Source organism: Enterobacter sp. Ag1, assembly GCA_000277545.1.
In the GTDB taxonomy this organism is placed as follows: Bacteria; Pseudomonadota; Gammaproteobacteria; order Enterobacterales; family Enterobacteriaceae; genus Cedecea.
In genome coordinates this window covers 176,091-202,393 of the sequence record AKXM01000016.1, presented here as the reverse complement: position 1 = coordinate 202,393, position 26,303 = coordinate 176,091, and the positions used below count along the sequence as shown (strand labels likewise).

General features: G+C 56.4%; 26 protein-coding genes. 10 read left to right on the top strand and 16 right to left on the bottom strand.

The window, feature by feature from the left end:
* Nucleotides 1–14 precede the first annotated feature (14 nt).
* Entirely contained in the window at nt 15–1,949 is a 1,935-nt protein-coding gene (gene yeaG, locus A936_RS08625; RefSeq protein WP_008456669.1) for a protein kinase YeaG, read from the bottom strand.
* Between the two features lie 424 nt (nt 1,950–2,373).
* On the opposite strand from yeaG, the gene A936_RS08620 reads away from it, so the two are divergent.
* Nucleotides 2,374–3,120 (top strand): MipA/OmpV family protein, encoded by a 747-nt coding sequence (locus A936_RS08620; protein WP_008456668.1) that lies wholly within the window; start codon nt 2,374–2,376, stop codon nt 3,118–3,120.
* A gap of 98 nt (nt 3,121–3,218) precedes the next feature.
* On the opposite strand, the gene A936_RS08615 is transcribed toward A936_RS08620, so the two are convergent.
* Nucleotides 3,219–4,109 (bottom strand): D-hexose-6-phosphate mutarotase, encoded by an 891-nt coding sequence (locus A936_RS08615; protein WP_008456667.1) that lies wholly within the window; start codon nt 4,107–4,109, stop codon nt 3,219–3,221.
* Between the two features lie 83 nt (nt 4,110–4,192).
* Nucleotides 4,193–5,188: a glyceraldehyde-3-phosphate dehydrogenase gene (gene gapA, locus A936_RS08610; RefSeq protein ID WP_008456666.1), complete on the bottom strand. Its 996-nt coding sequence runs from the start codon at nt 5,186–5,188 to the stop codon at nt 4,193–4,195.
* Between the two features lie 344 nt (nt 5,189–5,532).
* Here gapA and msrB point away from each other — a divergent pair, with 344 nt between their 5' ends.
* Nucleotides 5,533–5,946: a peptide-methionine (R)-S-oxide reductase MsrB gene (gene msrB / locus A936_RS08605; RefSeq protein WP_008456665.1), complete on the top strand. Its 414-nt coding sequence runs from the start codon at nt 5,533–5,535 to the stop codon at nt 5,944–5,946.
* A 39-nt stretch (nt 5,947–5,985) separates the two neighbouring features.
* Nucleotides 5,986–6,267 carry a YeaC family protein gene (locus A936_RS08600; RefSeq protein ID WP_008456664.1) on the top strand — a complete coding sequence of 94 codons (282 nt, stop codon included), beginning with the start codon at nt 5,986–5,988 and terminating at the stop codon, nt 6,265–6,267.
* Nucleotides 6,268–6,315: 48 nt separating this feature from the next.
* Here the strand turns inward: A936_RS08600 and chiD are convergent, their stop codons facing one another.
* The 4 genes from chiD to sppA all read right to left on the bottom strand — a co-directional run bounded on the left by chiD (nt 6,316) and on the right by sppA (nt 11,404).
* Nucleotides 6,316–7,590 (bottom strand): chitinase ChiD, encoded by a 1,275-nt coding sequence (chiD, locus tag A936_RS08595; protein ID WP_008456663.1) that lies wholly within the window; start codon nt 7,588–7,590, stop codon nt 6,316–6,318.
* A gap of 204 nt (nt 7,591–7,794) precedes the next feature.
* Nucleotides 7,795–8,430, bottom strand: a complete 636-nt coding sequence (gene pncA / locus A936_RS08590) for a bifunctional nicotinamidase/pyrazinamidase (RefSeq protein WP_008456662.1) — start codon at nt 8,428–8,430, stop codon at nt 7,795–7,797.
* 9 nt (nt 8,431–8,439) lie between these two features.
* Nucleotides 8,440–9,456 (bottom strand): asparaginase, encoded by a 1,017-nt coding sequence (ansA, locus tag A936_RS08585; RefSeq protein ID WP_008456661.1) that lies wholly within the window; start codon nt 9,454–9,456, stop codon nt 8,440–8,442.
* Between the two features lie 97 nt (nt 9,457–9,553).
* Nucleotides 9,554–11,404, bottom strand: a complete 1,851-nt coding sequence (gene sppA / locus A936_RS08580; RefSeq protein WP_008456659.1) for a signal peptide peptidase SppA — start codon at nt 11,402–11,404, stop codon at nt 9,554–9,556.
* 232 nt (nt 11,405–11,636) lie between these two features.
* Here sppA and A936_RS08575 point away from each other — a divergent pair, with 232 nt between their 5' ends.
* Complete coding sequence (locus A936_RS08575; protein ID WP_008456657.1) at nt 11,637–12,188, top strand: NAD(P)H nitroreductase; 552 nt, start codon at nt 11,637–11,639, stop codon at nt 12,186–12,188.
* Between the two features lie 44 nt (nt 12,189–12,232).
* On the opposite strand, the gene phoC is transcribed toward A936_RS08575, so the two are convergent.
* Nucleotides 12,233–12,982, bottom strand: coding sequence for an acid phosphatase PhoC (gene phoC / locus A936_RS08570; protein ID WP_008456655.1), 750 nt, complete (start codon nt 12,980–12,982; stop codon nt 12,233–12,235).
* Between the two features lie 230 nt (nt 12,983–13,212).
* On the opposite strand from phoC, the gene selD reads away from it, so the two are divergent.
* The 3 genes from selD to A936_RS08555 are packed head-to-tail and all read left to right on the top strand — an operon-like array spanning nt 13,213 to nt 16,453.
* Nucleotides 13,213–14,253 carry a selenide, water dikinase SelD gene (gene selD, locus A936_RS08565; RefSeq protein ID WP_008456654.1) on the top strand — a complete coding sequence of 347 codons (1,041 nt, stop codon included), beginning with the start codon at nt 13,213–13,215 and terminating at the stop codon, nt 14,251–14,253.
* 3 nt (nt 14,254–14,256) lie between these two features.
* Nucleotides 14,257–16,251, top strand: coding sequence for a DNA topoisomerase III (locus A936_RS08560; RefSeq protein WP_008456652.1), 1,995 nt, complete (start codon nt 14,257–14,259; stop codon nt 16,249–16,251).
* On the top strand, nt 16,208–16,453 hold the full coding sequence (locus tag A936_RS08555) for a YnjH family protein (RefSeq protein WP_231560128.1): 246 nt from the start codon (nt 16,208–16,210) through the stop codon (nt 16,451–16,453). Before A936_RS08560 ends, A936_RS08555 begins: the two co-directional genes overlap by 44 nt.
* On the opposite strand, the gene A936_RS08550 is transcribed toward A936_RS08555, so the two are convergent.
* Entirely contained in the window at nt 16,419–16,829 is a 411-nt protein-coding gene (locus A936_RS08550; protein WP_008456648.1) for a pyrimidine (deoxy)nucleoside triphosphate diphosphatase, read from the bottom strand. The two genes, A936_RS08555 and A936_RS08550, sit on opposite strands and share 35 nt — an antisense overlap.
* Before the next feature lie 70 nt (nt 16,830–16,899).
* Here A936_RS08550 and A936_RS08545 point away from each other — a divergent pair, with 70 nt between their 5' ends.
* Nucleotides 16,900–17,466, top strand: a complete 567-nt coding sequence (locus tag A936_RS08545; RefSeq protein ID WP_008456646.1) for a carboxymuconolactone decarboxylase family protein — start codon at nt 16,900–16,902, stop codon at nt 17,464–17,466.
* Entirely contained in the window at nt 17,467–18,093 is a 627-nt protein-coding gene (locus A936_RS08540; protein WP_008456644.1) for a CDP-alcohol phosphatidyltransferase family protein, read from the top strand.
* A 133-nt stretch (nt 18,094–18,226) separates the two neighbouring features.
* Here the strand turns inward: A936_RS08540 and A936_RS08535 are convergent, their stop codons facing one another.
* From A936_RS08535 to A936_RS08515, 5 genes are all read right to left on the bottom strand, one after another.
* Complete coding sequence (locus tag A936_RS08535) at nt 18,227–19,516, bottom strand: sulfurtransferase (RefSeq protein WP_008456641.1); 1,290 nt, start codon at nt 19,514–19,516, stop codon at nt 18,227–18,229.
* 84 nt (nt 19,517–19,600) lie between these two features.
* Nucleotides 19,601–20,224, bottom strand: a complete 624-nt coding sequence (locus tag A936_RS08530; RefSeq protein ID WP_008456640.1) for an ATP-binding cassette domain-containing protein — start codon at nt 20,222–20,224, stop codon at nt 19,601–19,603.
* Entirely contained in the window at nt 20,224–21,798 is a 1,575-nt protein-coding gene (locus A936_RS08525; protein ID WP_008456638.1) for an ABC transporter permease, read from the bottom strand. Before A936_RS08525 ends, A936_RS08530 begins: the two co-directional genes overlap by 1 nt.
* A complete protein-coding gene (locus A936_RS08520; protein ID WP_008456636.1) occupies nt 21,795–22,952 on the bottom strand; it encodes an ABC transporter substrate-binding protein in 1,158 nt (385 codons plus the stop codon). Before A936_RS08520 ends, A936_RS08525 begins: the two co-directional genes overlap by 4 nt.
* 51 nt (nt 22,953–23,003) lie before the next feature.
* On the bottom strand, nt 23,004–23,666 hold the full coding sequence (locus A936_RS08515) for a TVP38/TMEM64 family protein (protein ID WP_008456634.1): 663 nt from the start codon (nt 23,664–23,666) through the stop codon (nt 23,004–23,006).
* Nucleotides 23,667–23,873: 207 nt separating this feature from the next.
* Between A936_RS08515 and A936_RS08510 the strand changes: the two genes are divergently transcribed.
* Entirely contained in the window at nt 23,874–24,302 is a 429-nt protein-coding gene (locus tag A936_RS08510) for an organic hydroperoxide resistance protein (protein ID WP_008456632.1), read from the top strand.
* A gap of 30 nt (nt 24,303–24,332) precedes the next feature.
* Here the strand turns inward: A936_RS08510 and A936_RS08505 are convergent, their stop codons facing one another.
* Together A936_RS08505 and xthA are read right to left on the bottom strand one after the other, a co-directional pair.
* Nucleotides 24,333–25,001: a TVP38/TMEM64 family protein gene (locus A936_RS08505; protein ID WP_008456630.1), complete on the bottom strand. Its 669-nt coding sequence runs from the start codon at nt 24,999–25,001 to the stop codon at nt 24,333–24,335.
* Nucleotides 25,002–25,079: 78 nt separating this feature from the next.
* Nucleotides 25,080–25,886, bottom strand: a complete 807-nt coding sequence (xthA, locus tag A936_RS08500; protein WP_008456628.1) for an exodeoxyribonuclease III — start codon at nt 25,884–25,886, stop codon at nt 25,080–25,082.
* Between the last annotated feature and the right edge of the window lie 417 nt (nt 25,887–26,303).

Sequence of the window (26,303 nt, the reverse complement as noted above, 5' to 3'; positions counted from 1 at the left end):
TGCATGAAACTCCCTTAAGAAGACTTACGGACCCGCAGATACCATTCACACAGCAGGCGAACCTGCTTGCGGGTGTAGCCTTTCTCCATCATCCGATCGACAAAATCATCGTGTTTCTTCTGCTCGTCGGTGGAGGTTTTGGCGTTGAACGAGATAACGGGCAGCAGCTCTTCGGTGTTCGAGAACATTTTCTTCTCGATAACCGTGCGCAGCTTCTCGTAGCTGGTCCAGTTTGGGTTACGACCGTTATTATTGGCCCGGGCACGCAGCACGAAGTTGACGATTTCATTGCGGAAATCTTTCGGGTTGCTGATCCCGGCCGGTTTTTCAATTTTCTCCAGCTCCGCGTTCAGGGATTCGCGGTCAAACAGCTGGCCGGTATCCGGGTCGCGGTACTCCTGATCCTGAATCCAGAAATCAGCGTAGGTGACATACCGGTCAAAAATGTTCTGCCCGTACTCTGAGTAAGATTCGAGATAGGCGGTCTGGATTTCTTTGCCGATAAATTCCGCATATTTCGGAATCAGGTAGCCTTTGAGGTACTCCAGGTATTTCTCTGCCTGATCCTGCGGGAACTGCTCGCGTTCGATTTGCTGTTCCAGCACATAGAACAGGTGCACCGGGTTCGCTGCCACTTCAACGTGGTCAAAGTTGAACACGCGGGAGAGGATTTTAAAGGCGAAGCGCGTCGAGAGCCCGTTCATGCCTTCATCGACCCCGGCGTAGTCCCGATATTCCTGGTAGGACTTGGCTTTCGGATCGGTGTCTTTCAGACTTTCCCCGTCATAGACGCGCATTTTCGAGTAGATGCTGGAGTTTTCCGGCTCTTTCAGGCGCGACAGGATAGAGAAGCGAGAAAGCGTTTCCAGGGTGCCCGGGGCGCAAGGCGCGTGGGACAGTTCGCTGTGGTTGAGCAGTTTCTCGTAGATTTTGATCTCTTCCGAGATGCGCAGGCAGTAAGGCACCTTGACGATGTACACGCGGTCAAGGAACGCCTCGTTGTTTTTGTTATTGCGGAAGGTGACCCACTCGGATTCGTTCGAGTGCGCAAGAATAATCCCGTTGAACGGCAGGGCAGAGATGCCTTCCGTGCCGTTGTAGTTGCCTTCCTGAGTGGCGGTCAGCAGCGGGTGAAGCACCTTGATGGGCGCTTTAAACATCTCCACAAATTCCATGATGCCCTGGTTGGCCCGGCACAGCGCCCCGGAGTAGCCGTAAGCATCCGGGTCGTTTTGCGCGTGGTGTTCCAGTTTGCGGATATCCACTTTACCGACCAGCGCAGAGATATCCTGGTTGTTCTCATCGCCGGGTTCGGTTTTGGCAATCGCAATCTGGGCCAGAATGGACGGCCAGACTTTCACCACGCGGAATTTGGTGATGTCGCCGCCAAATTCGCTCAGGCGTTTGGCTGCCCACGGCGACATGATGGTGCCGAGGTAGCGGTTAGGGATGCCATATTCTTTTTCCAGAATGGAGGCGTCTTCCTGCGGGTTAAACAGGCACAGCGGATGGTCGTTGACCGGGCTACGTTCGCCGTTGGCGCTCAGCACGTAAATAGGCACGCGCTGCATCAAGGCTTTCAGGCGCTCGGCCAGGGAAGATTTACCGCCGCCCACCGGCCCCAGCAGATAGAGAATTTGTTTCTTCTCTTCCAACCCCTGAGCCGCGTGTTTCAGGTAGGCCACGATCTGTTCGATAGCCTCTTCCATGCCATAAAACTCTTCAAACGCCGGGTAACGGGCAACCACACGGTTTGAAAAGAGACGGGACAGCCGTGGCTCTGTGGCAGTGTCTACCATCACTGGCTCACCAATGGCCGTCAATAGCCGTTCTGCCGCATTCGCGTAGGCACTGCGATCTTGTTTACAGATAGCAAGAAATTCCTGCAGTGTGAACTCTTCGTCCTTGGCAGCTTCATAACGCTGGCGATAGTGATCGAATATATTCATGGCATGCCGTCCTTTCGTTTTTAGCACAGGTTAAAGAGCCGTTGGTATGTGTAATAGAGGCTCCCCGGAAGACGTCTGCTAAATGAACAGCAACCCTTGTGCCAGGTTGATACCGGGCGCTCACGCCGCCGTCTCAGCGTTTCACCTTCCTAAAATAAAGCGTAGATGGCATTTGCAAAACTTGCATACGGCCAACGCTCAATTTCAATGACATATCAATAACTCATCCTAAAAATTTCGTATTTGAGATAAGCGACAGTGTTTGCTTTCATCTGGCTGACATAAAGCTGAAAATCCGCCGTCATCTGATTGCGGGAAGCTAAAAAGTTGGTTGAAGGTTGTGACTAAGTAAATTATTTGGGATGGGAGCCAAGGGCGGTTACACTTCCTGCGCTGATTATTTGATTAAAGGACTGAAAGGATTGTGACCAAATTCAAAATTCTCGCATTAGGCGTACTGTTAGCCTCTTCCGTTACCGCTGCGCACGCAGAGGGCCCATGGTCTATCGGTGCGGGGGCGCTGGTTTCGCCAAACCCTTACAAAGGTGACCAGAACCGCGTCTATCCGGCGCCTCTGCTGGGCTATGAAGGTGACAATTTCTACTTCCGCGGGTTTAACGCGGGTTACTACTTGTGGAATGACCAGGCCGATAAGCTGTCCGTCACCGCCTATTATTCGCCGCTGCATTTCAGGCCGAAAGACAGCAATTACGACAGCATGCGCGCGCTGGACTACCGCCATTCTACCGTGATGGCGGGCCTCTCCTGGGTGCATAACACCGACTATGGCTTCCTGCGTACCGTGCTGGCCGGGGATATCCTGAACAACAGCAACGGCATCACCTGGGATACCGCCTGGCTGTATCGCTACAACGCGGATAGCCTGACGGTCACGCCGGGGATTGGTGTCGTGTGGGACAGCAAGAATCAAAACGACTACTACTACGGCGTGAGCGGCAAGGAGTCCAACCGCAGCGGCCTGAACGAGTACGACGCGGGTAACAGCTGGTCACCGTACGTTGAGCTGTCCGTCAACTATAAGCTGAACGCAGACTGGAACGTGTTCGGTATGGGCCGCTACATGCGTTTGTCCAAAGAAGTGACCGACAGCCCAATGGTCGACAGCAACTGGACTGGTGTGCTGCTGACGGGCGTGAACTACAGCTTCTAATAGGTGCAATCAGTGCACTAAAACGGGGTGCTTGCGCCCCGTTTGCTTTTTAATGGGGCAGAGGTTGACGGCCTTTGCCCTAAGCTGGTGAAAGTCGCTTAGCCTTTCTTCGCCACGCTGATGGTCTGGCTCAGACGGGTCGGTTTTTCCGCGCTGGCTTTCTGTTTTTTAGATGCGCAGGCGGTTTCTACGCAGACGAAGGTTTTGTAGCCGTCGTCCGGCATATCGCCCATCGAAACGGACAGCGCCGGGCCTGGGTTCCAGCCCACCACGTTGTGATGATGGTGATGAACCACGTTCAGGATGCGCTTCAACTGGCTGGCATCATGAATGACGCTGCACTCTTCCGGCTCCAGATAGAGACGATCGGTGCGGTCAGGGAAGGTTTGTACGCCGTCGGTCAACTGGCCCGGGGCTTCATTCAGCACTTTATCGATATACGGATTACCCAGGCCGCTGACCTTCACATCTGCGATGTCGCCGACGTTGAAGTAGGTGTGCAGGGCAGAGGTAGTTTCGAACTCACCGTGTGCTTCCAGCTCGATTTCACAGGTTTTGCCCAGCTTGAAGCGGGCATACAGCGTGAATTCATGCGGCCACAGCTTCAGCGTCTCGGCATTGTTATGCAGCTCAAAGGTCAGCACCACGCCGTTGGCGTCTTCATTGTGCGCGCTCAGCGTCCACGGCTGGTTGCGGGCAAAACCGTGCGCCGGCAGGCCTGGCTGCTCCGCCGGACCAAACCACGGCCAGCAAATAGGCACACCGCCGCGCAGCGCTTTGCCTTTATGGAACGGGGTGATGTCGCTCAGCCACAGCACCTCATCTTCACCGGCAGGCTGCCAGCAGAGCAGGTGTGCGCCCTGAAGTGCGAAAGATGCCCGAACCTGGGGGTGATCAACGACGATGACGTCCAGCTCATCGTTTACGCGGCGGGTAAGCACAGGGGTAATTTGTTCGACGACCGGAAGTGCAAAAATTTTATTAATCATTTCTTTTTTCCTTAGTCCTGGTGATTTGAGGCAAAAAAAAGAGCGACCGAAGTCGCCCTTTAGGATCAGGTTCTCATCTCAACTTATTTGGAGATGTGAGCGATCAGATCCAGTACTTTGTTGGAGTAGCCAGTTTCGTTGTCGTACCAGGAAACCAGTTTCACAAAGTTGTCGTTCAGTGCGATACCAGCTTTAGCATCGAACACGGAAGTCAGTACTTCGCCGTTGAAGTCGGTAGACACTACGTCATCTTCGGTGTAGCCCAGAACGCCTTTCATTGCGCCTTCGGAAGCAGCTTTGATTGCTTTCTTAATTTCTTCGTAAGAAGCAGCTTTTTCCAGACGAACGGTCAGGTCAACAACGGACACGTTAGGGGTAGGAACGCGGAACGCCATACCAGTCAGTTTGCCTTTCAGCTCTGGCAGTACAACGCCTACGGCTTTAGCAGCACCGGTAGAAGAAGGGATGATGTTCTGAGCTGCGCCGCGGCCGCCGCGCCAGTCTTTGTGAGACGGGCCATCAACGGTTTTCTGAGTTGCGGTGGTAGCGTGAACGGTGGTCATCAGGCCTTCAACGATACCGAAGTTGTCGTTGATAACTTTAGCCAGTGGAGCCAGGCAGTTGGTGGTGCAGGATGCGTTGGAAACGATGTCCTGGCCTGCGTATTTTTCGAAGTTAGCACCGCGAACGAACATTGGGGTGTTGTCTTTGGAAGGACCAGTCAGAACAACTTTTTTCGCGCCAGCAGTGATGTGCTTACGTGCGGTTTCGTCAGTCAGGAACAGACCCGTTGCTTCAGCAACAACGTCAACGTTCACTTCGTTCCACTTCAGGTTAGCCGGGTCACGTTCTGCGGTAACACGGATAGTTTTACCGTTAACAACCAGGTTGCCGTCTTTAACTTCTACAGTACCGTTGAAACGACCGTGAGTTGAGTCGTACTTCAGCATGTAAGCCATATAGTCAGCGTCTAACAGGTCGTTGATTGCAACGATTTCGATGTCAGAACGTTCCTGAGCAGCACGGAAAACGATACGGCCGATACGACCAAAACCGTTGATACCTACTTTGATAGTCATAGTATTCCACCAGCTATTTTTTAGTGAATAAAAGGTTGGCTGTAAAATTACAAAAACCTTACGCAGCGTCAAGCGGAATCGTGTCAATCATTGCGACAAATCAATCCTGTGACCAGGGTTTGTACGACTGAACGCCTCACGCTTCCTTTTGGGCTTAAATCCAAATGGGGACGATGCGGGGGATTTTAAACGCCAGTCCCAACAATAATGTGATTCACGTCACGCTTTGTGCCGTGCCAGAATTTCAGGGCTAAGTTTAGAACAAAAAGCAGCACGGTGTTGTTAATTTTTTGTTAGAATGGGGCCGTGAGCTGTCCCAATTGAACTGACCGAGATGTACACCTATGTCTAATCAATTACCCCCTGATTCAAATAAGAAAAACCTCAGCGAGATGCAATACTACGTGACCCAGAAGCACGGCACTGAACCGCCGTATTCAGGGCGTTTACTGCATAATAAGCGTGACGGGATTTATCACTGCCTGGTGTGTGAGGCCCCGCTGTTTCTTTCGGAAACAAAATACGACTCAGGCTGCGGCTGGCCAAGCTTCTACGAGCCTGTCAGCCCCGATGCCATCCGCTATCTGACCGATAATTCCCACGGCATGGAACGCGTTGAAATCCGCTGCGGCAGCTGCGACGCGCACCTGGGCCATGTGTTCCCGGATGGCCCGCAGCCGACCGGGGAGCGGTATTGCGTTAACTCGGCCTCGCTGAGCTTCACCGATGGGCAAAATGGTGAGCAGGTTGAGGGTTGAAGAATCGATTCAGCTAATTATTCTGCGACGGGGTGCCCAATGAGCAATCTGGATGAGATGTTGAGCGTGATGACGCCGGAGATTTATCAGCGCCTGGCGACCGCGGTCGAGCTGGGAAAGTGGCCTGATGGCGTGGCGCTGACCCAGGAGCAAAAAGACAACAGCCTCCAGCTGGTGATGCTGTGGCAGGCGCGCCACAACACGGAGGCGCAGCACATGACTATCGACACCAATGGCCAGATGGTGATGAAGAGCAAACAGCAGCTGAAAGCGGAGTTTGGCATCGAGCCTGCGCCGTTTGTAACGATGAAGCTGCAGTAAACAAAAAGGGAGACTCACTTGTCTCCCTTCGTTTTTCTGCGTTAACCGCTATTTAGCGTGATCGATGCCCAGCGACTCGGCGAGCTGTTTCGCCAACTGGTTGTTGTCATCCGCGCCGTATTCCCAGAACATCGCGCCGCCCAGCCCCTTCTCCTTGATGTACTCGGCTTTGATTTTCACCGAGCGCGGATTCTCGTAGGAAATGGCAAACAGCGGTTTACCTTCAGCAGACTTCAGCGTCAGGTACGGCACCTTCGCGTCGTCATCCCACTCTTCGGTGAAGCGCTTCTGCGGGTCGTTCAGCATTTTCTTCACCAGGTCGTTGTATTTGACGTAAGTGTCTTTCGTCAGATCCACGCCCAGCGCGGTTTTAAACAGCTCCAGCTCACGCTCGCCGAAGTAGAGCTGTGTGACCGGATTTTTCTGCGCGTCGGGTTTTGACCAGTCAATGCCCGGCTCTACGGCACGCTTAGGTACGCGGCCATAGAAGCCGATGCCGAGGTTCATCTGCGCTGGTTTCAGCCCGGCTGCGAGATAGTTATTTACTACGAAATCAGCACTGTACTTGTCGGCTTCGGCCACGGTCGGCCACTTTTTCGAATCATAGAGATTCGAGTTGAAGTACTGCGTACCGTATGCCATGTCGTAGGTCATCAGGTTGATGTAGTTCAGCACCGGCGCAATGGCTTTCACATCAACCCAGCTTTTCGGGCTTTCGGCATTGGCCCCGACGGCAATGGTAACCAGTTTTTTGTCGCCCACGGCTTTGCGCAACTCTTTCAGCAGGGCGGTGAAATTATCCCGGTCGGCGTCCAGCTTATCCACCAGGCCCCAGGCGCCATTTACCGGGAACTCCCAGTCGAGGTCGATCCCATCCAGGCCATATTTGTCCATCACTTCCTGCACGGAGCGGATAAACACCGCGCGGTTTTCAGGCGTTGCTGCTGCGGCAGAGAAACCGCGAGCCCCCCAGCCACCAACGGACAGCAAGATTTTCAGCTGTGGATTCTGTTTCCGCAGTGCCGGCAGGGTTTCAAGGTCGGAGACAACTTTCGGGGAAAGATAGATTTGATGCAGTTTTGACGAATCTTTCAGCGCTTCATTGGTTTCGCCTTTCTCGTCGTTATAAATCAGGCCAAAGGAGTAATTGAGGTGGGTAATCTGGCGAACATCAAGCTTATTGATATCCCCCCCGGGACCGGCAGTGACGTCGCCGCCGCCGTTGAAGTAACCCACGGAAAGCAAAGATTCAGCCTGCGCAACGCCGCTGCAGGCGAGCGTCACCGCGGCCACCAGCGGTAACATTTTACGTGTGAATGACATAATGATTCCTCTTTGACGGGCACAACATAAAAGCTCCCCGGCCACGCTTAACAGACGAAAACGGCGGAAAGCGAAATCAGCTAACGTGCTGAATAAATTCACTGAATATGATTATGAGAGCGCTCCCAGGCTAGGGCGAGCAAAAAAAGCGTAGAGTGTGAGCGGAATCGATACAAAAGTGCGGGGCGGGGGCCGCCCCTACAATTATTGGCAGGTAAAATCGGCGAAGGTCATTAGCGTGGCGCCTTCAACCGCCATCTCCTGGAATGCCTCGAGGCTGCTCTGGGGCCGCAGGTTCACGCCGCGACAGCCATCGGTGATGACTATCACTTCATAACCCAGCTCCAGCGCGTCCAGCACGGTAAATTTCACGCAGAAATCCGTTGCCAGCCCCAACACCACCAGGCTGCTGATGTCGTGCTCGCGCAGCCAGGCATCCAGCTCGGTTTGCTGCCGGTGGCCGTTATCGAAAAACGCGCTGTAGCTGTCGATAGCCGGATTTTGGCCTTTATAGACGATCTTATCGACGCCGGAAGCCTTCAGCAGCGGGTGAAGTTTCGCCCCTTCGCTGTTCTGAATGCAGTGATCGGGCCACCAGGTTTGCGCCAGGCCGTCGAGCATGCCCTCAGAAAAAGATTCAGTGCCTTGCGTACTGGCGAAACTTCCATGCTTTGCCGGGTGCCAGTCTTGAGTGGCAACCACGTTTTCACCGCGGGCGTTAAACAGTTCGATAAGCTGGTTAGCGACCTCAACGGTGCTGTCACCTTCCGGAACCGCGAGCGTGCCACCGGCACAAAAATCGTTCTGCAAATCAATCAACAGCAAAGCACGTCGCGCCATTGGCGTTCCTTATTCGTCGGGGGTGAGTTCACCACGCAGGTTGCACGACATGGCATCACGGATCGCCTGGGCATCCAGACCCTGGCTCAGCAGATAGTGAAGCTTGGTTAACGTCGCTTCCACCGTCATATCAAAGCCGCTGATAACGCCCGCCTGCGCCAGCGCGTTGCCGGTCGCATAGCCGCCCATGTTCACTTTGCCGGACATACACTGCGTGAGGTTAACCACCACGATGCCGCGCGCGCTAGCTTCCTGCAACTCTTTAATGAACGCGCCCTGCTGCGGGGCATTACCCACGCCGTAAGAACGCAGGATCAGCGCCTTGACCGGCTGACGCAGGAAGTTGCCCACGACGTCGGCAGAAATGCCTGGATAGATGGTGACCACGCCAATCGGCTGCGGCGTGATCGGGTGGACAATCAGTTCGCCTTCGCCGTGCGGGGCAGGCGGCGTATTCAGCTTGCGGATGTGGATCCCGGCTTCCAGCAGCGGCGCAAGGTTAGGGGAGGCAAAGGCATCAAAGCCGTCGGCGTGGGCTTTGGTGGTGCGGTTCCCGCGATAGAGACGATTGTTGAAGAACAGCGTCACTTCGTTGATCGGGTAGTTGGCCGCCACGTACAGCGAATTAAGCAGGTTGATTTGCCCGTCAGAACGCAGCTCCGCCAGCGGGATCTGTGAACCCGTGACGATCACCGGCTTGCTGAGGTTCTCCAGCATGAACGAGAGCGCCGAGGCGGTAAACGCCATGGTGTCCGTGCCGTGGAGGATCACGAAGCCGTCATACTCGTCGTAGTGGGCTTTGATGTCGTCGGCGATGTGCTGCCAGTCTTCAGGCGTCATGTCCGAAGAGTCCATCAGCGGATCGTATTCGTGGATTGTGAAGTCCGGCATTTCCGGGCGATGGAATTCAGGCATCATCGCCAGCTGGCGCTGGAGATGGCCGGAAACAGGAATGTAGCCGTGTTCAGAACGCTGCATCCCGATAGTACCGCCGGTGTAGGCAACGTAGATAGATTTCTTTGGCATAGTTTTGCTCGAGGCTTTCGATATTTGCGGCAGAGTATAGAGAGGATGACGGAAAAAAAAAGCCCGGTTTAACCGGGCTTTGATTCATTTGAGTAAATTAACGCACATCGCCGCAGGTGAGGCAGAAGGCGTAACGGTTTTGCGGATCGTTCATGGTGCCGAATTTGTCATTCTGGGCCTTGACCGCCAGCGCGGCATCCGCCAGTGGCGCTGGCAGGTAAGCCTGAATGGCCTGCGGCAGCGCGGCGCGTACCGAGCCGGTCATGGCGTTAAAGACCATGTCGGTGAAGGTCGCGTCATCCTGCCAGAACGCCAGGTGCCAGCTTTTCAGCTTCGCCAGCTCGGCGGCTTTGGCCACGGCGTCGTCAAAGTCACCCAGGCTGTCCACCAGGCCGTTGGCTTTGGCATCTTCCCCGGTCCAGACGTGGCCCTGAGCAATCTGATCGATTTGCTCCGGCGTTTTCTTACGGGACGCCGCCACCAGGCCAATAAAGCGCTTGTAGCCGTTATCGATGCTGAGCTGCATCATCTGCTGTACTTCAGGCGGCAGTTTCTTGGTCACGGCCACGTCGGCCAGCGGCGACGTTGATACGCCGTCGGTATGCACACCAATCGCATCGAGGGTGTTTTCTACGGTGTTGATGACGCCGAAAATACCAATCGAGCCGGTCAGCGTGCTTGAGTTGGCGATGATGAAGTTCGCCGGGGTGGAGATCCAGTACCCGCCGGATGCCGCCATGCCGCCCATGGAAACCACAATTGGCTTCCCGGCTTCACGCGCAGCCACAAGCTCTTCACGGATGGTTTCGGACGCAGTGACGCTGCCGCCAGGGCTGTTCACGCGGAAGACGATGGCTTTCACCTTCGGATCCAGACGCGCTTCACGGATCTGCATGGCCGTAGTATCGCCGCCGACCTGGCCCGGGGTTTCTTCCCCGTCCATAATCGCGCCGTTGGCGAAGATCACCGCGATGGCATCGCCTTGCTCAGACGGTTTTTTCACGGTGTAGTCGTAAATACTGGTGTAGCTAAAGTCTTTGTTGGCTTTGCTCCAGCCGAACTGCTTCACCAGTGCTTTGTCTACAGCAGCACTGCTCGCCAGCTCGTCCACGAGTTTATTGTCCAGGGCATATTTTGCGGTGTCGCCACCCAGTTTTTGCAGGTTATCCAGCAGCGCCTGAGCGCCAGGGAAAGCCTGCTGAGCGGTGATCTGGCGGTTGGCCGCGATGGTGTTCAGGTAGTTTTGCCACAGCTCACCAATCCAGCGGCTGTCCGCGTCGCGCGCGGCAGGGGACATATCGTCGCGGATATACGGCTCAACCGCTGATTTGTAAGTGCCGACGCGGAAGACGTGGGTCGAGACCTTCAGCTTATCCAGCAGGGTTTTGTAATACAGCGCGTTGGTGGCAAACCCGTGCAGGTCAACCATGCCCTGCGGTGAGAGCCAGATTTTATTGGCAAAGCTTGCCAGATAGTACTGACTCTGGTTATAGCTGTCGCCCATGGCATAAACCGGCTTGCCGCCGTCGCGGAACTCGCGCAGCGCTTTACCGATGTACTGCATTGACGGCTGGTCGGCCCCGGCGAAATCTTTCAGGTCCAGCACGATGCCGGTGATATTGCGGTCGTCTTTCGCCTGACGAATGGCGTCGACGATGTCGAACAGGGAATTCTCCTGCAGACGGTCAGAGCTGGCGCCCACCAGCTGGCGGCCAATCACGCCCAGCTTATTGCTGACCGACGGTTTGTCTACCACCACGCCGGTGATATCCAGCAGCAGCGCCCCGCGCGCAGGTTCTGCAGGCGTGCTTTTTACCTGCATCCAGATGCCGACTCCGACCAGGATCAGCAGGATAAGGAACAAGTTGAGAATAAATTCCCGAATAAAATTAAGCAGACGCCAGGTCCACTTAAAAAAGCCGCTAATAAATCGCCCAATGGTGCGCATGTTTTCTCCATAACCTTCAACAGGGGTATTACCCGCACGCCGCAATGAAGCTGGCTAAAGCGGCGAAAGTAAAGGCTATCCTAAAGAGAGGGCGAGGAAATGTCAGCAGGAAATCGGGGCGGCGCTGTAACAAAAACTACGGCTGTGTTAATTTTGTGAATGAAAATCATTTGACGGACTGGGGCAACCTCCACGCTTTGCCAGTCATTTCCTGTCAGTAAGGGGCTTTTAAATGGATGCACTTGAACTTTTGATTAACCGCCGTAGCGCCTCCCGCCTGGCCGAGCCGGCTCCGGCGGGTGAAGTGCTGGAAAATATTCTGCGTGCCGGGATGCGTGCGCCGGACCACGGTACGCTCCAGCCGTGGCGCTTCATTGTTATTGAAGGGGAAGGGCGCGAGCGCTTTGCTCAGCTTTTAGAGAAAGCAGCCCTTGCGGCCGGCATGGATGAAAAAAGCGTTGAAAAGGCGCGTACATCGCCGTTCCGCGCCCCGCAAATCATTGCTGTGGTCGCGCATTGCGAGACTAACCATAAAGTGCCGGTGTGGGAGCAGGTGGTTTCCGCAGGCTGTGCGGTGATGGCGATGCAAATGGCGGCGGTGGCCCAGGGCTTTAACGGCATCTGGCGCAGCGGCGCGTGGACTGAAAATGATTTGGTGCGCGAAGGACTGGGTGGCCGCAAGCAGGACAAAGTGGTGGGCTTCCTCTACCTCGGCACGCCGCAGTTGAAAGCGTCGACGACCATCAGCACCCCGGATACTTCTGCGTTCGTTTCTCACTTCTGATTGGACATTATCCTGCCGGGCGCTGACCCGGCAGGTTCCATTTCTTATTTCTTCTGCTGTTTCGCAAACTCGTCTTTCGCTTTCTGCAGCTGCTGCTGGAAGGCGGCGTTGGTATGCAGCGTGGCCACTACGGCAGATCCCACGACGCGAGCGGCATCAATATCGCTCTGCCAGTGGTAACCGCAAATCACCCGGCTTTGCCCCAGATCAAACCCGCGTTTCAGGATCTCGTTCTGGCGCTGCGGGTTGATTTCCGCCAGCACCAGCGCGGTAGCCCAGCCAATTGAGGTATGCCCGGACGGATAAGAGCCATTTTTCGACAGCTTATCCTGCTCTTTGGTGTTACAGGTTGGCACACCGTAGAAGGCAAACGGGCGAATGCGCATGTACTTTTCTTTTGCGCCGCGCGTGGCGAGGTCACCGGCGTCCTCAATCATGTTGGTCAGCAGCTTGTGCAGTTCCGGCGCATCTTTTTCGGTAATTGGCGAGCCAAACGCGCCGGAGAAAGCGTTAGCCACGCCGCCACCGCTCAGGTTGGCATCTTCTTCGGCCAGCTTGCCGCGTTCGGTGGCGCGCAGCAGGCGGCCTTTCTCATACATCGCCTGATCGTTCAGAAACGCAATGCTGCCGATTTCAGGCGGCGGCGGCAGCAGCGCCAGGCTGTCAATGGCCTGGGCGTTGGTCAGGTAATAGAGATCGGGCTTGGTGGTGGCGTCATTTCCCGGAGGGGCAAGGGCAAAGGCCGCAGAGGAGAACAGGCCGGCAATACAGAAGGCTAATACGCGTTTTTTCATTGTTATTCCTTACATGCGTGGGTTGTCCAGATAGTTGCCTCGATGGTTGTAACATTACTGTCATATTTGAGTAAAAGAGCGCATCGGCAAAATGCGGCCTGGCTTCAAAAAACTTCCGCTTTGCCTGCTTAGTGAGCAACGGCACGCGAATTAGGACTGCCAGACTTACCACCAGGGCGTTTGAGCGCTACCATATTGGGTACAGAATTTGGCAAAGAAAGGAAAAGTCCATGAAGCAAACCGTTCGTTTGACCCAGTACAGCCACGGCGCAGGATGCGGCTGCAAAATTTCCCCGAAGGTGCTGGAAACCATCCTGCACAGCGAGCAGGCGAAGTTTGTCGATCCTAATCTGCTGGTGGGGAACGAAACCCGCGACGATGCGGCGGTTTACGACCTGGGCAACGGCACCGGTATCATCAGCACCACCGACTTCTTCATGCCGATCGTGGATGATCCCTTCGACTTTGGCCGTATCGCTGCGACCAACGCCATCAGCGACATCTACGCCATGGGCGGGAAACCGATTATGGCGATCGCTATTCTCGGCTGGCCGATTAATACGCTGGCGCCCGAAATTGCTCGTGAGGTTATCGAAGGCGGGCGTTTTGTCTGCCAGCAGGCGGGGATTTCTCTGGCCGGCGGCCACTCGATTGACGCGCCTGAACCGATTTTTGGCCTCGCGGTGACCGGCGTTGTGCCCACCGAGCGAGTGAAGAAAAATAGCTCTGCTGAAGCAGGCTGCAAGCTGTACCTGACCAAACCGCTGGGCATTGGCGTGTTGACCACCGCCGAGAAAAAATCCCTGCTGCTGCCAGAGCACAAAGGTCTGGCGGCAGAAACCATGTGCCAGCTGAACAAAGTCGGTGCAGAGTTTGCCGATATTGCGGGCGTGACCGCGATGACGGACGTGACTGGTTTTGGCCTGCTGGGCCACCTGAGCGAAATGTGCGAAGGCGCGGGCGTTCAAGCTGATGTCTGGTTTGAATGCGTGCCAAAATTACCGGGTGTGGAAAGCTACATCGAGCAGGGCTGCGTGCCCGGCGGCACCTCCCGAAACTTTGCCAGCTACGGGCAACTCGTCGGCGAGATGCCGGAGGCCTGGCGCAATCTGCTGTGCGACCCGCAAACTTCCGGCGGCCTGCTGCTGGCGGTTCGTGCGGATGCCGAAGCCGAAGTCTTTGCGGCTGCCGAGCGGAACGGCATTAAGCTCAGCGCCATCGGTGAATTGAAAGAGGCCCGCGCTGGCCGCCCAATGATCGAGATCCGTTAATTCATGCGGCTGTTTATTGCGGAAAAACCAAGCCTTGCGCGAGCCATTGCCGACGTGCTGCCCAAGCCCCATCGTCGCGGCGATGGGTTTATTGAATGCGGCAATGGCCAGGTGGTGACCTGGTGCATTGGCCACCTGCTGGAGCAGGCACAGCCGGACGCGTACGACGGGAGATATGCCCGCTGGAACCTCGCTGATTTGCCCATTGTGCCGGAAAAGTGGCAGCTCCAGCCTCGCCCCTCCGTGACTAAACAGCTCAACGCGATTAAAAAGCTGCTGGCCCAAGCAACCGAAGTGGTTCACGCGGGTGACCCTGACCGCGAAGGGCAGTTGCTGGTGGATGAAGTGCTGGACTATCTCCAGCTTGCCCCGGAAAAGCGCCAGCAGGTGCAGCGCTGCCTGATCAACGACCTTAACCCGCAGGCCGTGGAGCGGGCGATTAGCCGCCTGCGCGCCAACAGCGAATTTATTCCGCTTTGCGTTTCGGCGCTGGCCCGCGCCCGTGCCGACTGGCTGTACGGGATTAACATGACCCGCGCCTACACCATTCTCGGGCGCAATGCGGGCTACCAGGGCGTACTGTCCGTAGGCCGCGTTCAGACGCCGGTGCTGGGCCTGGTCGTGCGCCGCGATGAAGAGATTGAAAACTTTGTCGCCAAAGATTATTTCGAAGTAAAAGCCCACATCGTGACGCCAGCGGACGAGCGTTTTGTGGCGGTGTGGCAGCCGAGCGAGTCCTGCGAACCCCATCAGGACGAAGAAGGCCGCCTGCTGAACCGCAAGCTGGCGGAGCACGTCGTCGCGCGTATCAACGGCCACCCGGCGCTGGTCACCGCCTATAACGATAAACGGGAATCGGAAACCGCGCCGCTGCCGTTTTCGCTCTCCAGCCTGCAAATCGAGGCGGCGAAACGCTTTGGGCTGAGCGCCCAGAACGTGCTGGATATTTGCCAGAAGCTGTACGAAACCCACAAACTGATCACCTATCCGCGTTCCGATTGCCGCTATCTGCCCGAAGAGCACTTCGCCGGGCGGCATGCGGTAATGAACGCCATCAGCGTGCATCAGCCGGATTTACTGCCGCAGCCCGCGGTGGATGCCGATCTGCGTAACCGCTGCTGGGACGATAAAAAAGTGGATGCCCACCACGCGATTATTCCCACGGCCCGCAGCTCTGCAATCTCATTAAGTGAAAATGAGGCTAAAGTTTATGGCCTGATCGCCCGTCAATACTTAATGCAGTTCTGTGCCGACGCCGTATTCCGTAAATGCACCATCGATCTGGATATCGCCGGAGGCAAATTTATCGCTAAAGCGCGTTTCCTTGCCGAAGCGGGCTGGCGGGCGCTGCTGGGCAATAAAGAGCGCGATGAAGAGAACGACGGCACGCCGCTGCCGGTGGTGGCGAAAGGGGACGAACTGCTCTGCGAGCATGGCGAAGTGGTTGAACGGCAAACTCAGCCGCCGCGCCACTTTACCGATGCGACATTATTGTCAGCGATGACCGGGATTGCGCGCTTTGTGCAGGACAAAGATCTGAAAAAGATCCTGCGCGCCACGGACGGATTAGGCACCGAGGCGACGCGAGCCGGGATCATCGAACTGTTATTCAAACGCGCTTTTCTGGTCAAGAAAGGGCGCTATATTCATTCTACGGAGGCCGGGCGGGCGCTGATCCACTCGCTGCCGGAGCTGGCCGCCAGGCCAGACATGACCGCGCACTGGGAATCAACGCTGACGCAAATCAGCGAAAAGCAGTGCCGCTATCAGGACTTTATGCAGCCGCTGGTGCATACGCTTTATGAGCTGATTCATCAGGCGCGAACCACGCCGGTGCGGCACGCATTTAAGGGCATCAAAGCCCAGGATGACGGAAAAAAAGCAAAACGTTGGGTCAAAAAAGAGGGAAGTGATGATGCCAGTAAAAAGCCTGCTCGCCGCCGTCGTGGGGCTAATGATGAGTCTGCCAGCGATGGCGGTGCAGCCCCGTCAGCCTGACGTTGACGTGGTGATCCCGCCGGAAGTGTTCACCAACAGCAATCAGCCGCAGACGCCGCCCTGCAACCAGTGCTGTATTTATGAAAATAAAAACTATTCTGAAGGGGCGGTGGTGAAGACGGAAGGCATTTTGCTGCAATGCCAGCGTGATGACAAAGTCTTAGGGACTAATCCGCTGGTCTGGCGCCGCGTGAAGCCATAAAAGCCTTCAACAGTGGGACATCCGCCGGGGCGAGGGCATAGCCAAGCGCCTCCGGCGGTTCACACCAGACCAGCTCGCTGTGGCAATGGGCGATGGGTTCGCCGCTAAAGGCCTCAACATGCCAGGCGTGCAGATGAATCATTCTCCCGTTCACTTCGCGCTGATGGCTGGCCACGTAGCCGCTAATTTGTGCCGTAATTCCCAGCTCTTCCAGGAGTTCCCGCGCCAGCGCTTCGGGCTGCGTTTCTCCCCTTTCTACTTTCCCACCTGGAAATTCCCACAGGCCGGGCTGATCGCCATTTTCAGGGCGACGGGCGAGCAGAATTTTGCCTTCGCGCTCAATAACAGCCGCGACAACATCAAGGTTTTTTAGCATGGGTGTCCATTTTCCGTGGGGCTGGCGTGGCATAATACTCGCCCTGAGATGCCAGCAAAAGAGTAACTGAATGATGGAAACGAAAAGCGAGCCCTGGATTGCCCCCCTTAAAACGCTGCCCAAAAGCCTGCGCCCGATTGTGGCGATGCAGGAGAAAAATTTTGGCGCGGTGCTGAACCCGACCCGCTGGTGGGGGCGACTGCCGTATTTATTCTGGCTGGTGGCGCTGTTTGTCGGCTTTCTGGAAAGACGCCGGGCAAAAATCGACCCGGTGATTCGTTCGCTGGTGATGACCCGGGTATCGCAGCTGTGCAGCTGTGAATTTTGTATCGACGCTAACAGCCTGCGTCTTGCAGAGCGTAGTCAGTCGATGAATAAGGTGCTGGCGGTGGCCAACTGGCAAAATGAGCCGATATTTAGTGAGAAGGAGCGGGTCGCATTGGCCTACGCCGAAGCGATGACCGCCACGCCGCCGCAGGTGACCGACGAGTTAAAAAACAGGCTCAAGCAGCATTTCAACGACCAGGCGGGGACCGAACTCACCGCGCTGATTGCCTTCCAGAACCTTTCGGCTCGCTTTAACGCCGCACTGGATATTCCCTCCCAGGGGTTATGCCCGACGAAGGGAAAACGCTAGATGTTCGACAGCTACCTTCACCCGCGTATCAAACCCGTGCTTAATCGCCTGGCGGCCGTGCTTGATAAGCCCGCTATCACGCCGGACAGGTTGACGCTGGCAGGATTCGCGATTGGCGTGCTCACTTTGCCTTTTCTGGCACTGCAATGGTATGTCCCGGCGCTGGTTGCCATTGTCTTTAACCGGCTGTTTGATGGCCTGGACGGCGCGCTGGCGAGACGCAGAGGGCTAACCGATGCCGGTGGCTTCCTCGATATTACGCTGGATTTTCTTTTTTATGCCCTTGTGCCGTTTGGCTTTATTCTCGCGGACCCGGCGCAAAATGCTCTCGCAGGCGCGTGGCTGCTGTTCTCGTTCATCGGCACCGGCAGCAGCTTTCTGGCGTTTGCTGTCCTGGCTCAGAAGCACGATATCGCGAATCCAGGCTACGCCCATAAATCGTTTTATTATCTGGGGGGACTGACGGAAGGTACCGAAACTCTCCTGCTGTTTGTGCTTGGCTGCCTGTTCCCGGACGGTTTTGCCTGGCTGGCGTGGATCTTCGGCGGGCTTTGCTGGCTTACCACGCTCAACCGCATCTGGGGCGGGTATAAGACGTTAAAACGACTGGATCACTCCGCAGATTAACCCCCTCACCCCGACCTTCTCCCAGGGGGCGAGGAAGTAAACAATTCCGCTCTGGGGGAGAATACAGGTGCTATTTATCCCCTCGCCCCGTGGGTGAGAGGGCTAGGGGGAGGGGGAAGTCCTCGAGTCAGCATCAGTTCGGTTTACGCTCGCCGCTCACGACAGGATTTTTAGGATCAGCGCTCCATTCGTACCAGCCGCCGTCATACAAGCCAACGTTCTTCCAGCCCATTGCCCGCGCGTACATCAGTGTTTCGGAAGCGCGCCATCCGGTTCCGCAGTAAAAAGTAACCTGCTGATCCGGCAAGATATTCCAGTTTTTCCACATTGCGGCGATGTCGTCCCCTGCGCGCATGGTACCGTCCGGATTATGGAAGTCTTCCATATGCGTGGAGTCAGAGCCCGCGTGGCCCCAGCGGGCGCCCGCAATCTCGCCTTTGGGCTTGATGTAGCTGTACCCGCTGGTGGTGCCGATAAATTCCGGCCAGGAGCGAATGCTGACCAGAGAAGCATCTTTGCGGTGCAGCAGCGCGCGCGCCTGTTCCATGTCCAGCATCAGCTGAGGCTGGCCGGGAATCGGGGCACCGAAGTCGGGGGCTGGTTTTGGCTGGCTTGGCAGGCCACGTTCAACGGGCAGATCCGCTGCGCTCCACGTCGTCCAGCCTCCGTCCAGGAGACGGACGTCTTTCACGCCGGCGTACAGCATGATCGCCGCCACGCGCGCCGCCGCGTAGACATCACGCCCATACAAAATGACGGTCGTATCGTGCCGGATGCCGTGCTTCGCCAGCATGGTTTTCAGCTTGTCGTCGGACACTTTGTTCCACAGCGGCTCGCTCTCCACCTCTTCGGTGTTGATGTAGCCCGCGCCGGGAATATGGCTGAGCAGATATTTTTTCGGCGCGCCCCAGCCCGCTTCAATCACTTTCCACTCCCCGGCAGGCGCTGCGGTGACCGGTTTTTTATTCTGTAAATCATGGATCCATTGCGGGTACACTAGCTGCTCAAAATGCGCCAGCTTTTGCAGGCGGGAAGGGTCCTGCAGGGCGTCGGTCAGCATTGCAATCTGTGTAAACCCCAGCTTTTCTAAGCGAGTTTTCACGGCCTGAGCGTCGCTACCATACAGCGCCATCAATCCGGTTTTGGTCAACTGATGCTGCTTAGCCCACGTTGAAAGCTGCTCATCGCTCATTAGCGCCAGCCAGGAGGCCGAAAGATTCAAGGCTGTGGGTTCATGGCCGCCGTTGCCGTTTAAGGTTTGCGGCCAGCCGTTGTAAAACGCGCTCGGCCGAGTATCAATCACGGCACCGTTTACGGCTTTTACGCTGGAGAGGTTCATTTCAGTGGGTACCGAGGCGGCAAAAGTGACCTGGGACAGCCCGGCAAGCAGCAGGGCGGTGGTTAGCTGAGAAACACGTTTCATCTAATAACCTGAAGGATAGCAAAAGAGCCGAAAGTTTAGCCCTCGCTGGCGCTGGCTTCTTTGCGATACCTCATGTTCGATGGGCTAAAGCTGGATAATCTGGCCGTGGGCCGGCGCATCCTGCTCATCGTGAGTAACCAGCACGACCGGCAGTTTAAGCAGTTGGGCTTTTTGCCAGACAAATTCCCGAAAGCTCTGGCGCAGCGGCAGGTCGAGCCGGGAAAAGGGCTCATCCAGCAGCAAAGCTTCGGGTTCGGCCAGCAGGGCGCGTAGGACGCTGACGCGCGCTCGTTCCCCGCCGGAGAGTGTGGCCGGATCTCTGCGGGCATAGTTTGCCAGCCCGGCGCTTTCCAGGACCTCCGAAACAACACGCTGCCGCAGCGAGCGCCCAGCGACGCAGGCGGGAATCGCCATCAACAGATTTTGCCCAACGTTGAGGTGAGGGAATAGCAACGCATCCTGGAACAAAATGCCGATGCGGCGCTGTTCAACGGGCAAATAAGTCAGGCTGCGCTGGTTAAGTTGCAGCGTGCCCTGGGCGCTAAAGTCCGGGGCTAAATCGCCGATCATCCAGTTCAGAAACGTCGATTTACCCACGCCAGACGGGCCCATCAGCGTAACAATCTCACCCGGCGCAACGTCAAAGCTGATATTCGCCAGCAGTGGTTCGCCATTGCGAGAGAGGGAGCAATTTCGCACGCTGAGCATTAGCGCAATCCTTTTCTGTGGGTGCCAGCCAGGCGGCTGGCTGAGATTGTGGCGATAAATACGGCCAGCGGCAGCAGCATTTGCAGCAGGGCCTGGATTGCAAACTGCTGTGGATCGCCGCCGCTGCTGAGCGCCACGGCTTCCGTTGTGACGGTGGCAAACCGGCCCGCCCCGGCATAAAGCGTAGGCAAATATTGCGCGATGCTGACCGAAAAACCGACGGCCAGCGCCGCCAGCAAAGGCCGGACAAGCAATGGGATCTGGATAAGGCAGAGAATTTTCCCCGGCGACCAGCCGAAAGTTTGCGCTGTCAGCACCAGACGAGCGTCAATCCGCTGCCAGGCTGGGGCCAGAATCAACAGCGTATAAGGCACGACCCACAGCAAATGGCTCCAGATAAGCGCGGCCCAGCTTCCTTCCATGTTCAGCCTGAGCAGGAGTTGATACTGCCCGGCTGCCAGCGGCAGCGCAGGCAGCAGCAGCGGCAGATACAGCCAGCGATCGTACCGGCGCGGGCAGCCCTTTAGCCACAATATTGTCACGACTGGCGCGATCAAAGCGCTGATAAACCCGGCCACAAAACTTGTCCAGACCGGCACCAGTTCAGCCTGCTGCCAACCGCTAAGCGTTAAACTTTCAGGCCAGCGCGCCGGATAGAGCCAGCCTTCAGCGAAGGACCAGGTGACAAGCATGGCGAGAGCCATAAAGCCGAACAGAGAAAGTGAAGCGCTGGCCACAGTGCCTGCTGAGGTAAGATTCAGGGCACATCGCTTGCCTGAAAAACGCCCGATTCGCAGTTTAAATGCTTTCCACGCTAACCGCCCGAAAACCATAAAACCGCCGAGCAAAAGCAGCAGCACGCAGGAGGCCGCCAGGCCCATGTTCTGCCGAGAAATATCGCTGTCCGTTAACCATTGCCAGGCCAGCACGGCAAAAGTGGGCGGGTTAGCGGGGCCAAGAATAAGCGCGGCATCCACGACCGAAAGGCTGTATGCCGTCACCGCCACTAAAGCCCAGCCCAGGCGCGGCAAGAGCTGCGGCACAAGCACGTAGAGACGGGATTGTAGCTCGCCGTAGCCGAGCGTTCTGGCAAACGTTATCTGCTGGCTCAGCTGTTCGCTTTGTAGCTGTGCGGCTGAGAACCATAGCAAGAACCAGGCTTCTTTTAGCGCCAGCATGAGGCCGAGGGTAAAGCCGTAGTTATCCGGCGGCAGAGAAAGGTTGAAAAGGCGCGCCAGCCAGCCGCTGGCTGAAAACAGGAAGAAAAAGCCGCTGGCAAGGGCGACGTGTGGCAGCGCCAGCAGAAGCGGCAGGCGCTGAAGATAGCGCTGCCAGCGCTCGCCGGGATACAGGGTGCAGAGAAGGATTAACGTCAACAGCAGCGCACCGCCCACGCTGAGAGTGGTTGAAACCAGCGTGGTCATTAAGGCTTCCGGCCACTGTGAGTCCTGCCAGAAGGCAAGCCAGGTTTCACTTTGTAATAATGGCGGCACTATCAGCGCAAACCCCGGCAGCACCGGCACAAACACCAGGCCCGTCGCCAGTGCTCCGGCAAGCGTAAAGCCGCGGCTCATCGCGACCCGTAACGCTGAAGCCAGGCTTGCTCCAGCGCGTTAACCCAGGCGGCGTGAGGTTCTGCCAGGAAAGGAACCGGATGCTGGCTTTTGGGCACCAGATCCTCAAGCTGTGCTTTGTGCGGTGGCGGCAGTGCGTTGCTGCTCAGCACGCTCGCATCGCCCCAGACAGCCGGATCGGCTTTGCGGATTTGTGCTTCCGGGGACATCAGGAAATTGGCCACGATCTGCGCTCCGGCTTTGGCGCTGCTGTTCGCCGGAATAGCGACGAAATGCACGTTGCCCAGCATACCGGCGCTAAAGCCAAAGGATTCTGCCGACGGCTGGAGCTGGCGGCGAGCGATCAGATTGTCGACGTGCGCCGGGTTGAAGGTCACTGACAGCAGCAGCTCGCCGTCGGCCAGCATACGATCCATGCGCGCCGGCGTCGGCGGGAACGTTTTACCTTTTTGCCAGAGGAACGGATGAAGCTGGTCAAGGTAACGCCAGAGCGGGGCGGTGACTTGCTCGAAGGTGCCGGGATCCGGGGCCGTTTTCAGCGCGGCCGGTTTTTCGGTCAAGACAATCAAAAGCTGTTCAAGGAACGCCGTGCCGGTAAAATCCGGCGGGCGAGGGTAGCTGAGCTTGCCGGGATGGGCTTTGGCGAAGGCCAACAGTTGTTCTGCATTTTGTGGGAAGGTCGGCGTGCGTTTCTTATCGCCGATGAACATCAGCTGGGCGCTTCCCCAGGGCGCTTCTGCCCCGTCAACCGGTACCGAGAAATCTTCCCGCACAGGTTTTTTCACGTCAACATATCGCCAGTTTGGCAGATTTTCGGCCCAGTTTTCGCTGAGCAATCCTGCCTGCTTGAGCACGCTAAAATTTTCACCGTTGACCCAAAGCAGATCTACCGATCCGTTGGTTTTTCTGCCCACAGTCGCTTCGCTTTGAATGCGCCTCACCGCATCGGCCGCGTCCGCCAGCTTCACCACTTTAAGCGTCACGCCGTAATGCGTTTTTACCTCACGGCTGACCCAGTCCAGATAGCCGTTAACGGCAGGATCGCCGCCCCAGGCGTTGAAATAAACCGTCTGGCCGTTGGCCTGCTGGCGAATATTCTGCCAGGACTGAGGTTGGGCGACGGCGCTAAAGCCGATCATCGTCAGGGCAACCATCAGCGCCCGTATGCCAGATATTAAGCGTTGCAAGAGAAAGTCCTCAGCGTGTTATGGGGCGGTTCGTCTGGCTAGCCAGCGCGCGGCCAGCGGCAATAGCCCTAGCAGGGCAAACACCAGCATCATACCGGGGGAGAGAATATCGCCCAGGCTTTGTAGCTGGCTCAGCTGCCTGCCGGTGTTAATGTAGACCACGATGGCAGGGAGCATGCCGAGCAGGCTGATCGCGGCATAGCGAACGACGCCCATTGGCGTCAGGCCCATTAATAAATTCACCAGCACAAAAGGGAAGACCGGCGCGAGCCGCAGGGCAAAGAGGTAATGGCCGCCGTCGCGCCGTATGCCCTGGTTCACTTTTTCCATCATGCGCGAGAAACGGCGCTGCACCCAGTCCCGCAGCAGGTAACGGCTGATTAACATGGCGACGGTCGCACCTGCAGTGGCCGCCAGGGCAACCAGCACGGTGCCCTGCACCACACCAAAGATAGCGCCGCCCAGCAGCGTGAGCAGGGTGGCACCGGGAATAGAAAAGGCGGCGGTGAGAAAGTAGCAGCCAAAAAAAATCACAATCGCCAATACTGGGTGCTGCGCATGCCAGTGCGCAAACGCTATCTGAGAGTGCTGAAGTGCCGACAGGCTTATTGTGCCCGGAGGAAGCAGATACCAAAACAACCCCGCCATGATGACCAGCAGCGCAAAGAGACTCTTACGCACATCTACCTCTTCTCTTTTGTTTATCCATCGTCATTCCGTGCCGCTGCAGTAAAGGCGGGGAGTATAGCGGAGGGAGCGTGACAGCGAGCTTGAGCCAGGTCATGAAGCGGATACAGACTTATACATTTTGGCCTGGCGGAGAACATATGGCAGATACATAGCGGTAGTTAAATGGCGGCTCTTCTTACCCACGATTGAGGAATCACGATGTCCAGTAAACTCGAGAAAGTGCTTTATACCGCCCATACCACTACCGTTGGCGCTCGCAGCGGGCACGGGCGTTCGGACGACGGCAGCCTGGACGTGCAGCTCAGCACGCCGGGATCCGGCAAGCCGGGGACGAATCCAGAACAGCTTTTTGCCGTCGGTTATTCCGCCTGCTTTATGGGGGCGATTGGGCTGGCGGGGAAAAAATTGGCTATCCGCATTCCGGAGGAAACCGCCGTGGACGCCAGTGTTTCGCTGGGAAAAGTCGATAACGACAGCCAGTTTGCGCTGGCGGTGACGCTTCACGTCAGGCTGCCTGGGCTGAGCGAGGCCCAGCGTGAAACCTTGCTCGCGACCGCCCACGCAACTTGCCCTTACTCGCGTGCGATTAGCGGCAATGTTGACGTGACGCTGCTTTCACAAGGGTAACGACAAAACGCCTTCGATAGTCGGGGGCGTTTAACTTTTTAAGCGAGTTCTTTTTATCAGCCAGTGAGACAGGAGCGGCAGCAGGCCAATCAGCGCCAATAACAGCAGCATGGTGGGGGAAATAATGTCCCGCAGGCTTTCTACCTGGCTAAGCTGGCGGCCAGTGCTGATGTACAGCACGATAGACGGCAGCAGGCCAAGCAGCGTGACTATCGCGAAGCGAACGGCGGAAATCGGCGTCAGCCCCATCAGCAGGTTGATGATGGAAAAGGGCAGAACCGGCACCAGGCGCAGGGCAAACAGGCAGTGTGTAATATTGTGTTTAATGCCCTCGTTGATCTTTGCCATGGTGGTGGCAAAGCGCCGCTGTACCCAGTCATGCAAGAAATAACGGCTCAGCAACATCGCCACGGTTGCGCCGCTGGCAGCAGCCGTGGCAACCAGTACGGTGCCTTCGACCAGCCCAAACAGCGCGCCGCCCATCAGGGTCATAATGCGCGTGCCGGGGAAGGAAAGGGCGGAAATCAGGAAATAGCCGAGAAAGAAGGCGCTCATCACCAGCGCCGGGCGTTCGGCGTGCCAGAGACTAAGCTGAGCGTGATATTTCTGCAGCGTCGCCAGGCTAAGGGTGCCCGGCGGCAGCAGGATTAACAGCGAGATGACCAGCGTGGCCAGCAGCAAAAACAGGATTTTACGCATTCTGTTCGCGCCTCGTGAGGGGGAAAAACGGCATCTCGCTATCCTTGTCTGAAGATGTGTCTACCTTCAGTATTTCCCTTACCGCTTAAACTGCGCCCAAACAGGGGCGTGGTCGGACGGTTTTTCCATGCCGCGAATGTCGTAGTCGATCCCGGTTGCCACGCAGTGCGGCGCCAGCCCCTGGCTTGCCAATAGCAGATCTATACGCAGGCCACGGTTATCGTCGAAGCCTTTTGAACGGTAGTCAAACCACGAGAATTTGTCCTGTGCTTCCGGGTTAGCGTGGCGGTAAGTATCCACCAGGCCCCAGCCGAGCAGGCGAGCCATCCACTCACGCTCTTCCGGCAGGAACGAGCATTTCCCGGTGCGCAACCAGCGCTTGCGGCTATCTTCACCGATCCCGATGTCGAGATCCGTCGGGCTGATATTCATATCCCCCATGATCAGCACCGGATTTTCCGGGCGCAGTTCCCCCTGCAGGAAGTCCTGCAGATCCTGGTAAAACTTAGTCTTGGCCGGGAATTTGGTTTCATGATCGCGGCTTTCGCCCTGCGGGAAGTAGCCGTTGATCACCGTCAGGTTGCCAAATTCAGACGGGATTTCCGCCATGATAATGCGCCGCTGAGCGTCTTCGTCGTCGGTCGGGAAGCCTTTTCGCACCGAAATCGGCTTCTCTTTGGTCAGCAGCGCCACGCCGTAATGACCCTTCTGGCCATGATAAAACACGTGATAGCCGAGTTTCTCCACGTCTTCCAGCGGGAACATATCGTCGTGCACTTTGGTTTCCTGCAGACCAATAACGTCCGGCTGATGCTGTTCCACGATGGCTTCAAGCTGATGAGGACGGGCGCGCAGGCCGTTGATATTAAAAGAGACAAATTTCATAGTCGCTGCCAGGTTGTCAGGTTAATTGTTGCAGGATGGTAGCAGAAAACGGCGCAGGTTGCTGCGCTGAAGCTAATCGTTGCCATAGGCGCGTCTGGCGGACAAAAATAAAGCAACATTTGCACCAAAATTGATCTCGATGCGCAAAAAGGGGGCGAAAACGGCAGGCAAATCCCGAAGGCGATCACAATTCCAGCATTATATTTTACCACTGCATAATATTTCTTGTTTTCGTGTCGAAAATCAGGCGGCACGTTAAAACTATGCACTTTTTATTCACTTTATATGAATGGTGAGTGTTTTTAAGTTATTGATTTTTCGTTTGCCCCTCCGGTTTATGCATTTTTATCGCTGGCTGGCACGATGCCTGCAATCTACATTTACAGCGCAAACACTCAATTATTTAACATTTAATAA

Excerpts from the sequence above, each read along its gene's own strand:
- A936_RS08555 (WP_231560128.1), top strand. The coding sequence starts at position 16,208 with ATGATGAGTCTGCCAGCGATGGCGGTGCAGCCCCGTCAGCCTGACGTT.
- yeaG (WP_008456669.1), bottom strand. The coding sequence starts at position 1,949 with ATGAATATATTCGATCACTATCGCCAGCGTTATGAAGCTGCCAAGGAC.
- A936_RS08535 (WP_008456641.1), bottom strand. The coding sequence starts at position 19,516 with ATGAAACGTGTTTCTCAGCTAACCACCGCCCTGCTGCTTGCCGGGCTG.
- msrB (WP_008456665.1), top strand. The coding sequence starts at position 5,533 with ATGTCTAATCAATTACCCCCTGATTCAAATAAGAAAAACCTCAGCGAG.
- A936_RS08520 (WP_008456636.1), bottom strand. The coding sequence starts at position 22,952 with ATGGTTGCCCTGACGATGATCGGCTTTAGCGCCGTCGCCCAACCTCAG.
- gapA (WP_008456666.1), bottom strand. The coding sequence starts at position 5,188 with ATGACTATCAAAGTAGGTATCAACGGTTTTGGTCGTATCGGCCGTATC.
- phoC (WP_008456655.1), bottom strand. The coding sequence starts at position 12,982 with ATGAAAAAACGCGTATTAGCCTTCTGTATTGCCGGCCTGTTCTCCTCT.
- selD (WP_008456654.1), top strand. The coding sequence starts at position 13,213 with ATGAAGCAAACCGTTCGTTTGACCCAGTACAGCCACGGCGCAGGATGC.
- A936_RS08575 (WP_008456657.1), top strand. The coding sequence starts at position 11,637 with ATGGATGCACTTGAACTTTTGATTAACCGCCGTAGCGCCTCCCGCCTG.
- sppA (WP_008456659.1), bottom strand. The coding sequence starts at position 11,404 with ATGCGCACCATTGGGCGATTTATTAGCGGCTTTTTTAAGTGGACCTGG.
- A936_RS08615 (WP_008456667.1), bottom strand. The coding sequence starts at position 4,109 with ATGATTAATAAAATTTTTGCACTTCCGGTCGTCGAACAAATTACCCCT.
- chiD (WP_008456663.1), bottom strand. The coding sequence starts at position 7,590 with ATGTCATTCACACGTAAAATGTTACCGCTGGTGGCCGCGGTGACGCTC.
- A936_RS08530 (WP_008456640.1), bottom strand. The coding sequence starts at position 20,224 with ATGCTCAGCGTGCGAAATTGCTCCCTCTCTCGCAATGGCGAACCACTG.
- A936_RS08600 (WP_008456664.1), top strand. The coding sequence starts at position 5,986 with ATGAGCAATCTGGATGAGATGTTGAGCGTGATGACGCCGGAGATTTAT.
- A936_RS08550 (WP_008456648.1), bottom strand. The coding sequence starts at position 16,829 with ATGCTAAAAAACCTTGATGTTGTCGCGGCTGTTATTGAGCGCGAAGGC.
- ansA (WP_008456661.1), bottom strand. The coding sequence starts at position 9,456 with ATGCCAAAGAAATCTATCTACGTTGCCTACACCGGCGGTACTATCGGG.
- A936_RS08560 (WP_008456652.1), top strand. The coding sequence starts at position 14,257 with ATGCGGCTGTTTATTGCGGAAAAACCAAGCCTTGCGCGAGCCATTGCC.
- A936_RS08510 (WP_008456632.1), top strand. The coding sequence starts at position 23,874 with ATGTCCAGTAAACTCGAGAAAGTGCTTTATACCGCCCATACCACTACC.
- A936_RS08545 (WP_008456646.1), top strand. The coding sequence starts at position 16,900 with ATGATGGAAACGAAAAGCGAGCCCTGGATTGCCCCCCTTAAAACGCTG.
- A936_RS08525 (WP_008456638.1), bottom strand. The coding sequence starts at position 21,798 with ATGAGCCGCGGCTTTACGCTTGCCGGAGCACTGGCGACGGGCCTGGTG.
- xthA (WP_008456628.1), bottom strand. The coding sequence starts at position 25,886 with ATGAAATTTGTCTCTTTTAATATCAACGGCCTGCGCGCCCGTCCTCAT.
- A936_RS08505 (WP_008456630.1), bottom strand. The coding sequence starts at position 25,001 with ATGCGTAAAATCCTGTTTTTGCTGCTGGCCACGCTGGTCATCTCGCTG.
- pncA (WP_008456662.1), bottom strand. The coding sequence starts at position 8,430 with ATGGCGCGACGTGCTTTGCTGTTGATTGATTTGCAGAACGATTTTTGT.
- A936_RS08540 (WP_008456644.1), top strand. The coding sequence starts at position 17,467 with ATGTTCGACAGCTACCTTCACCCGCGTATCAAACCCGTGCTTAATCGC.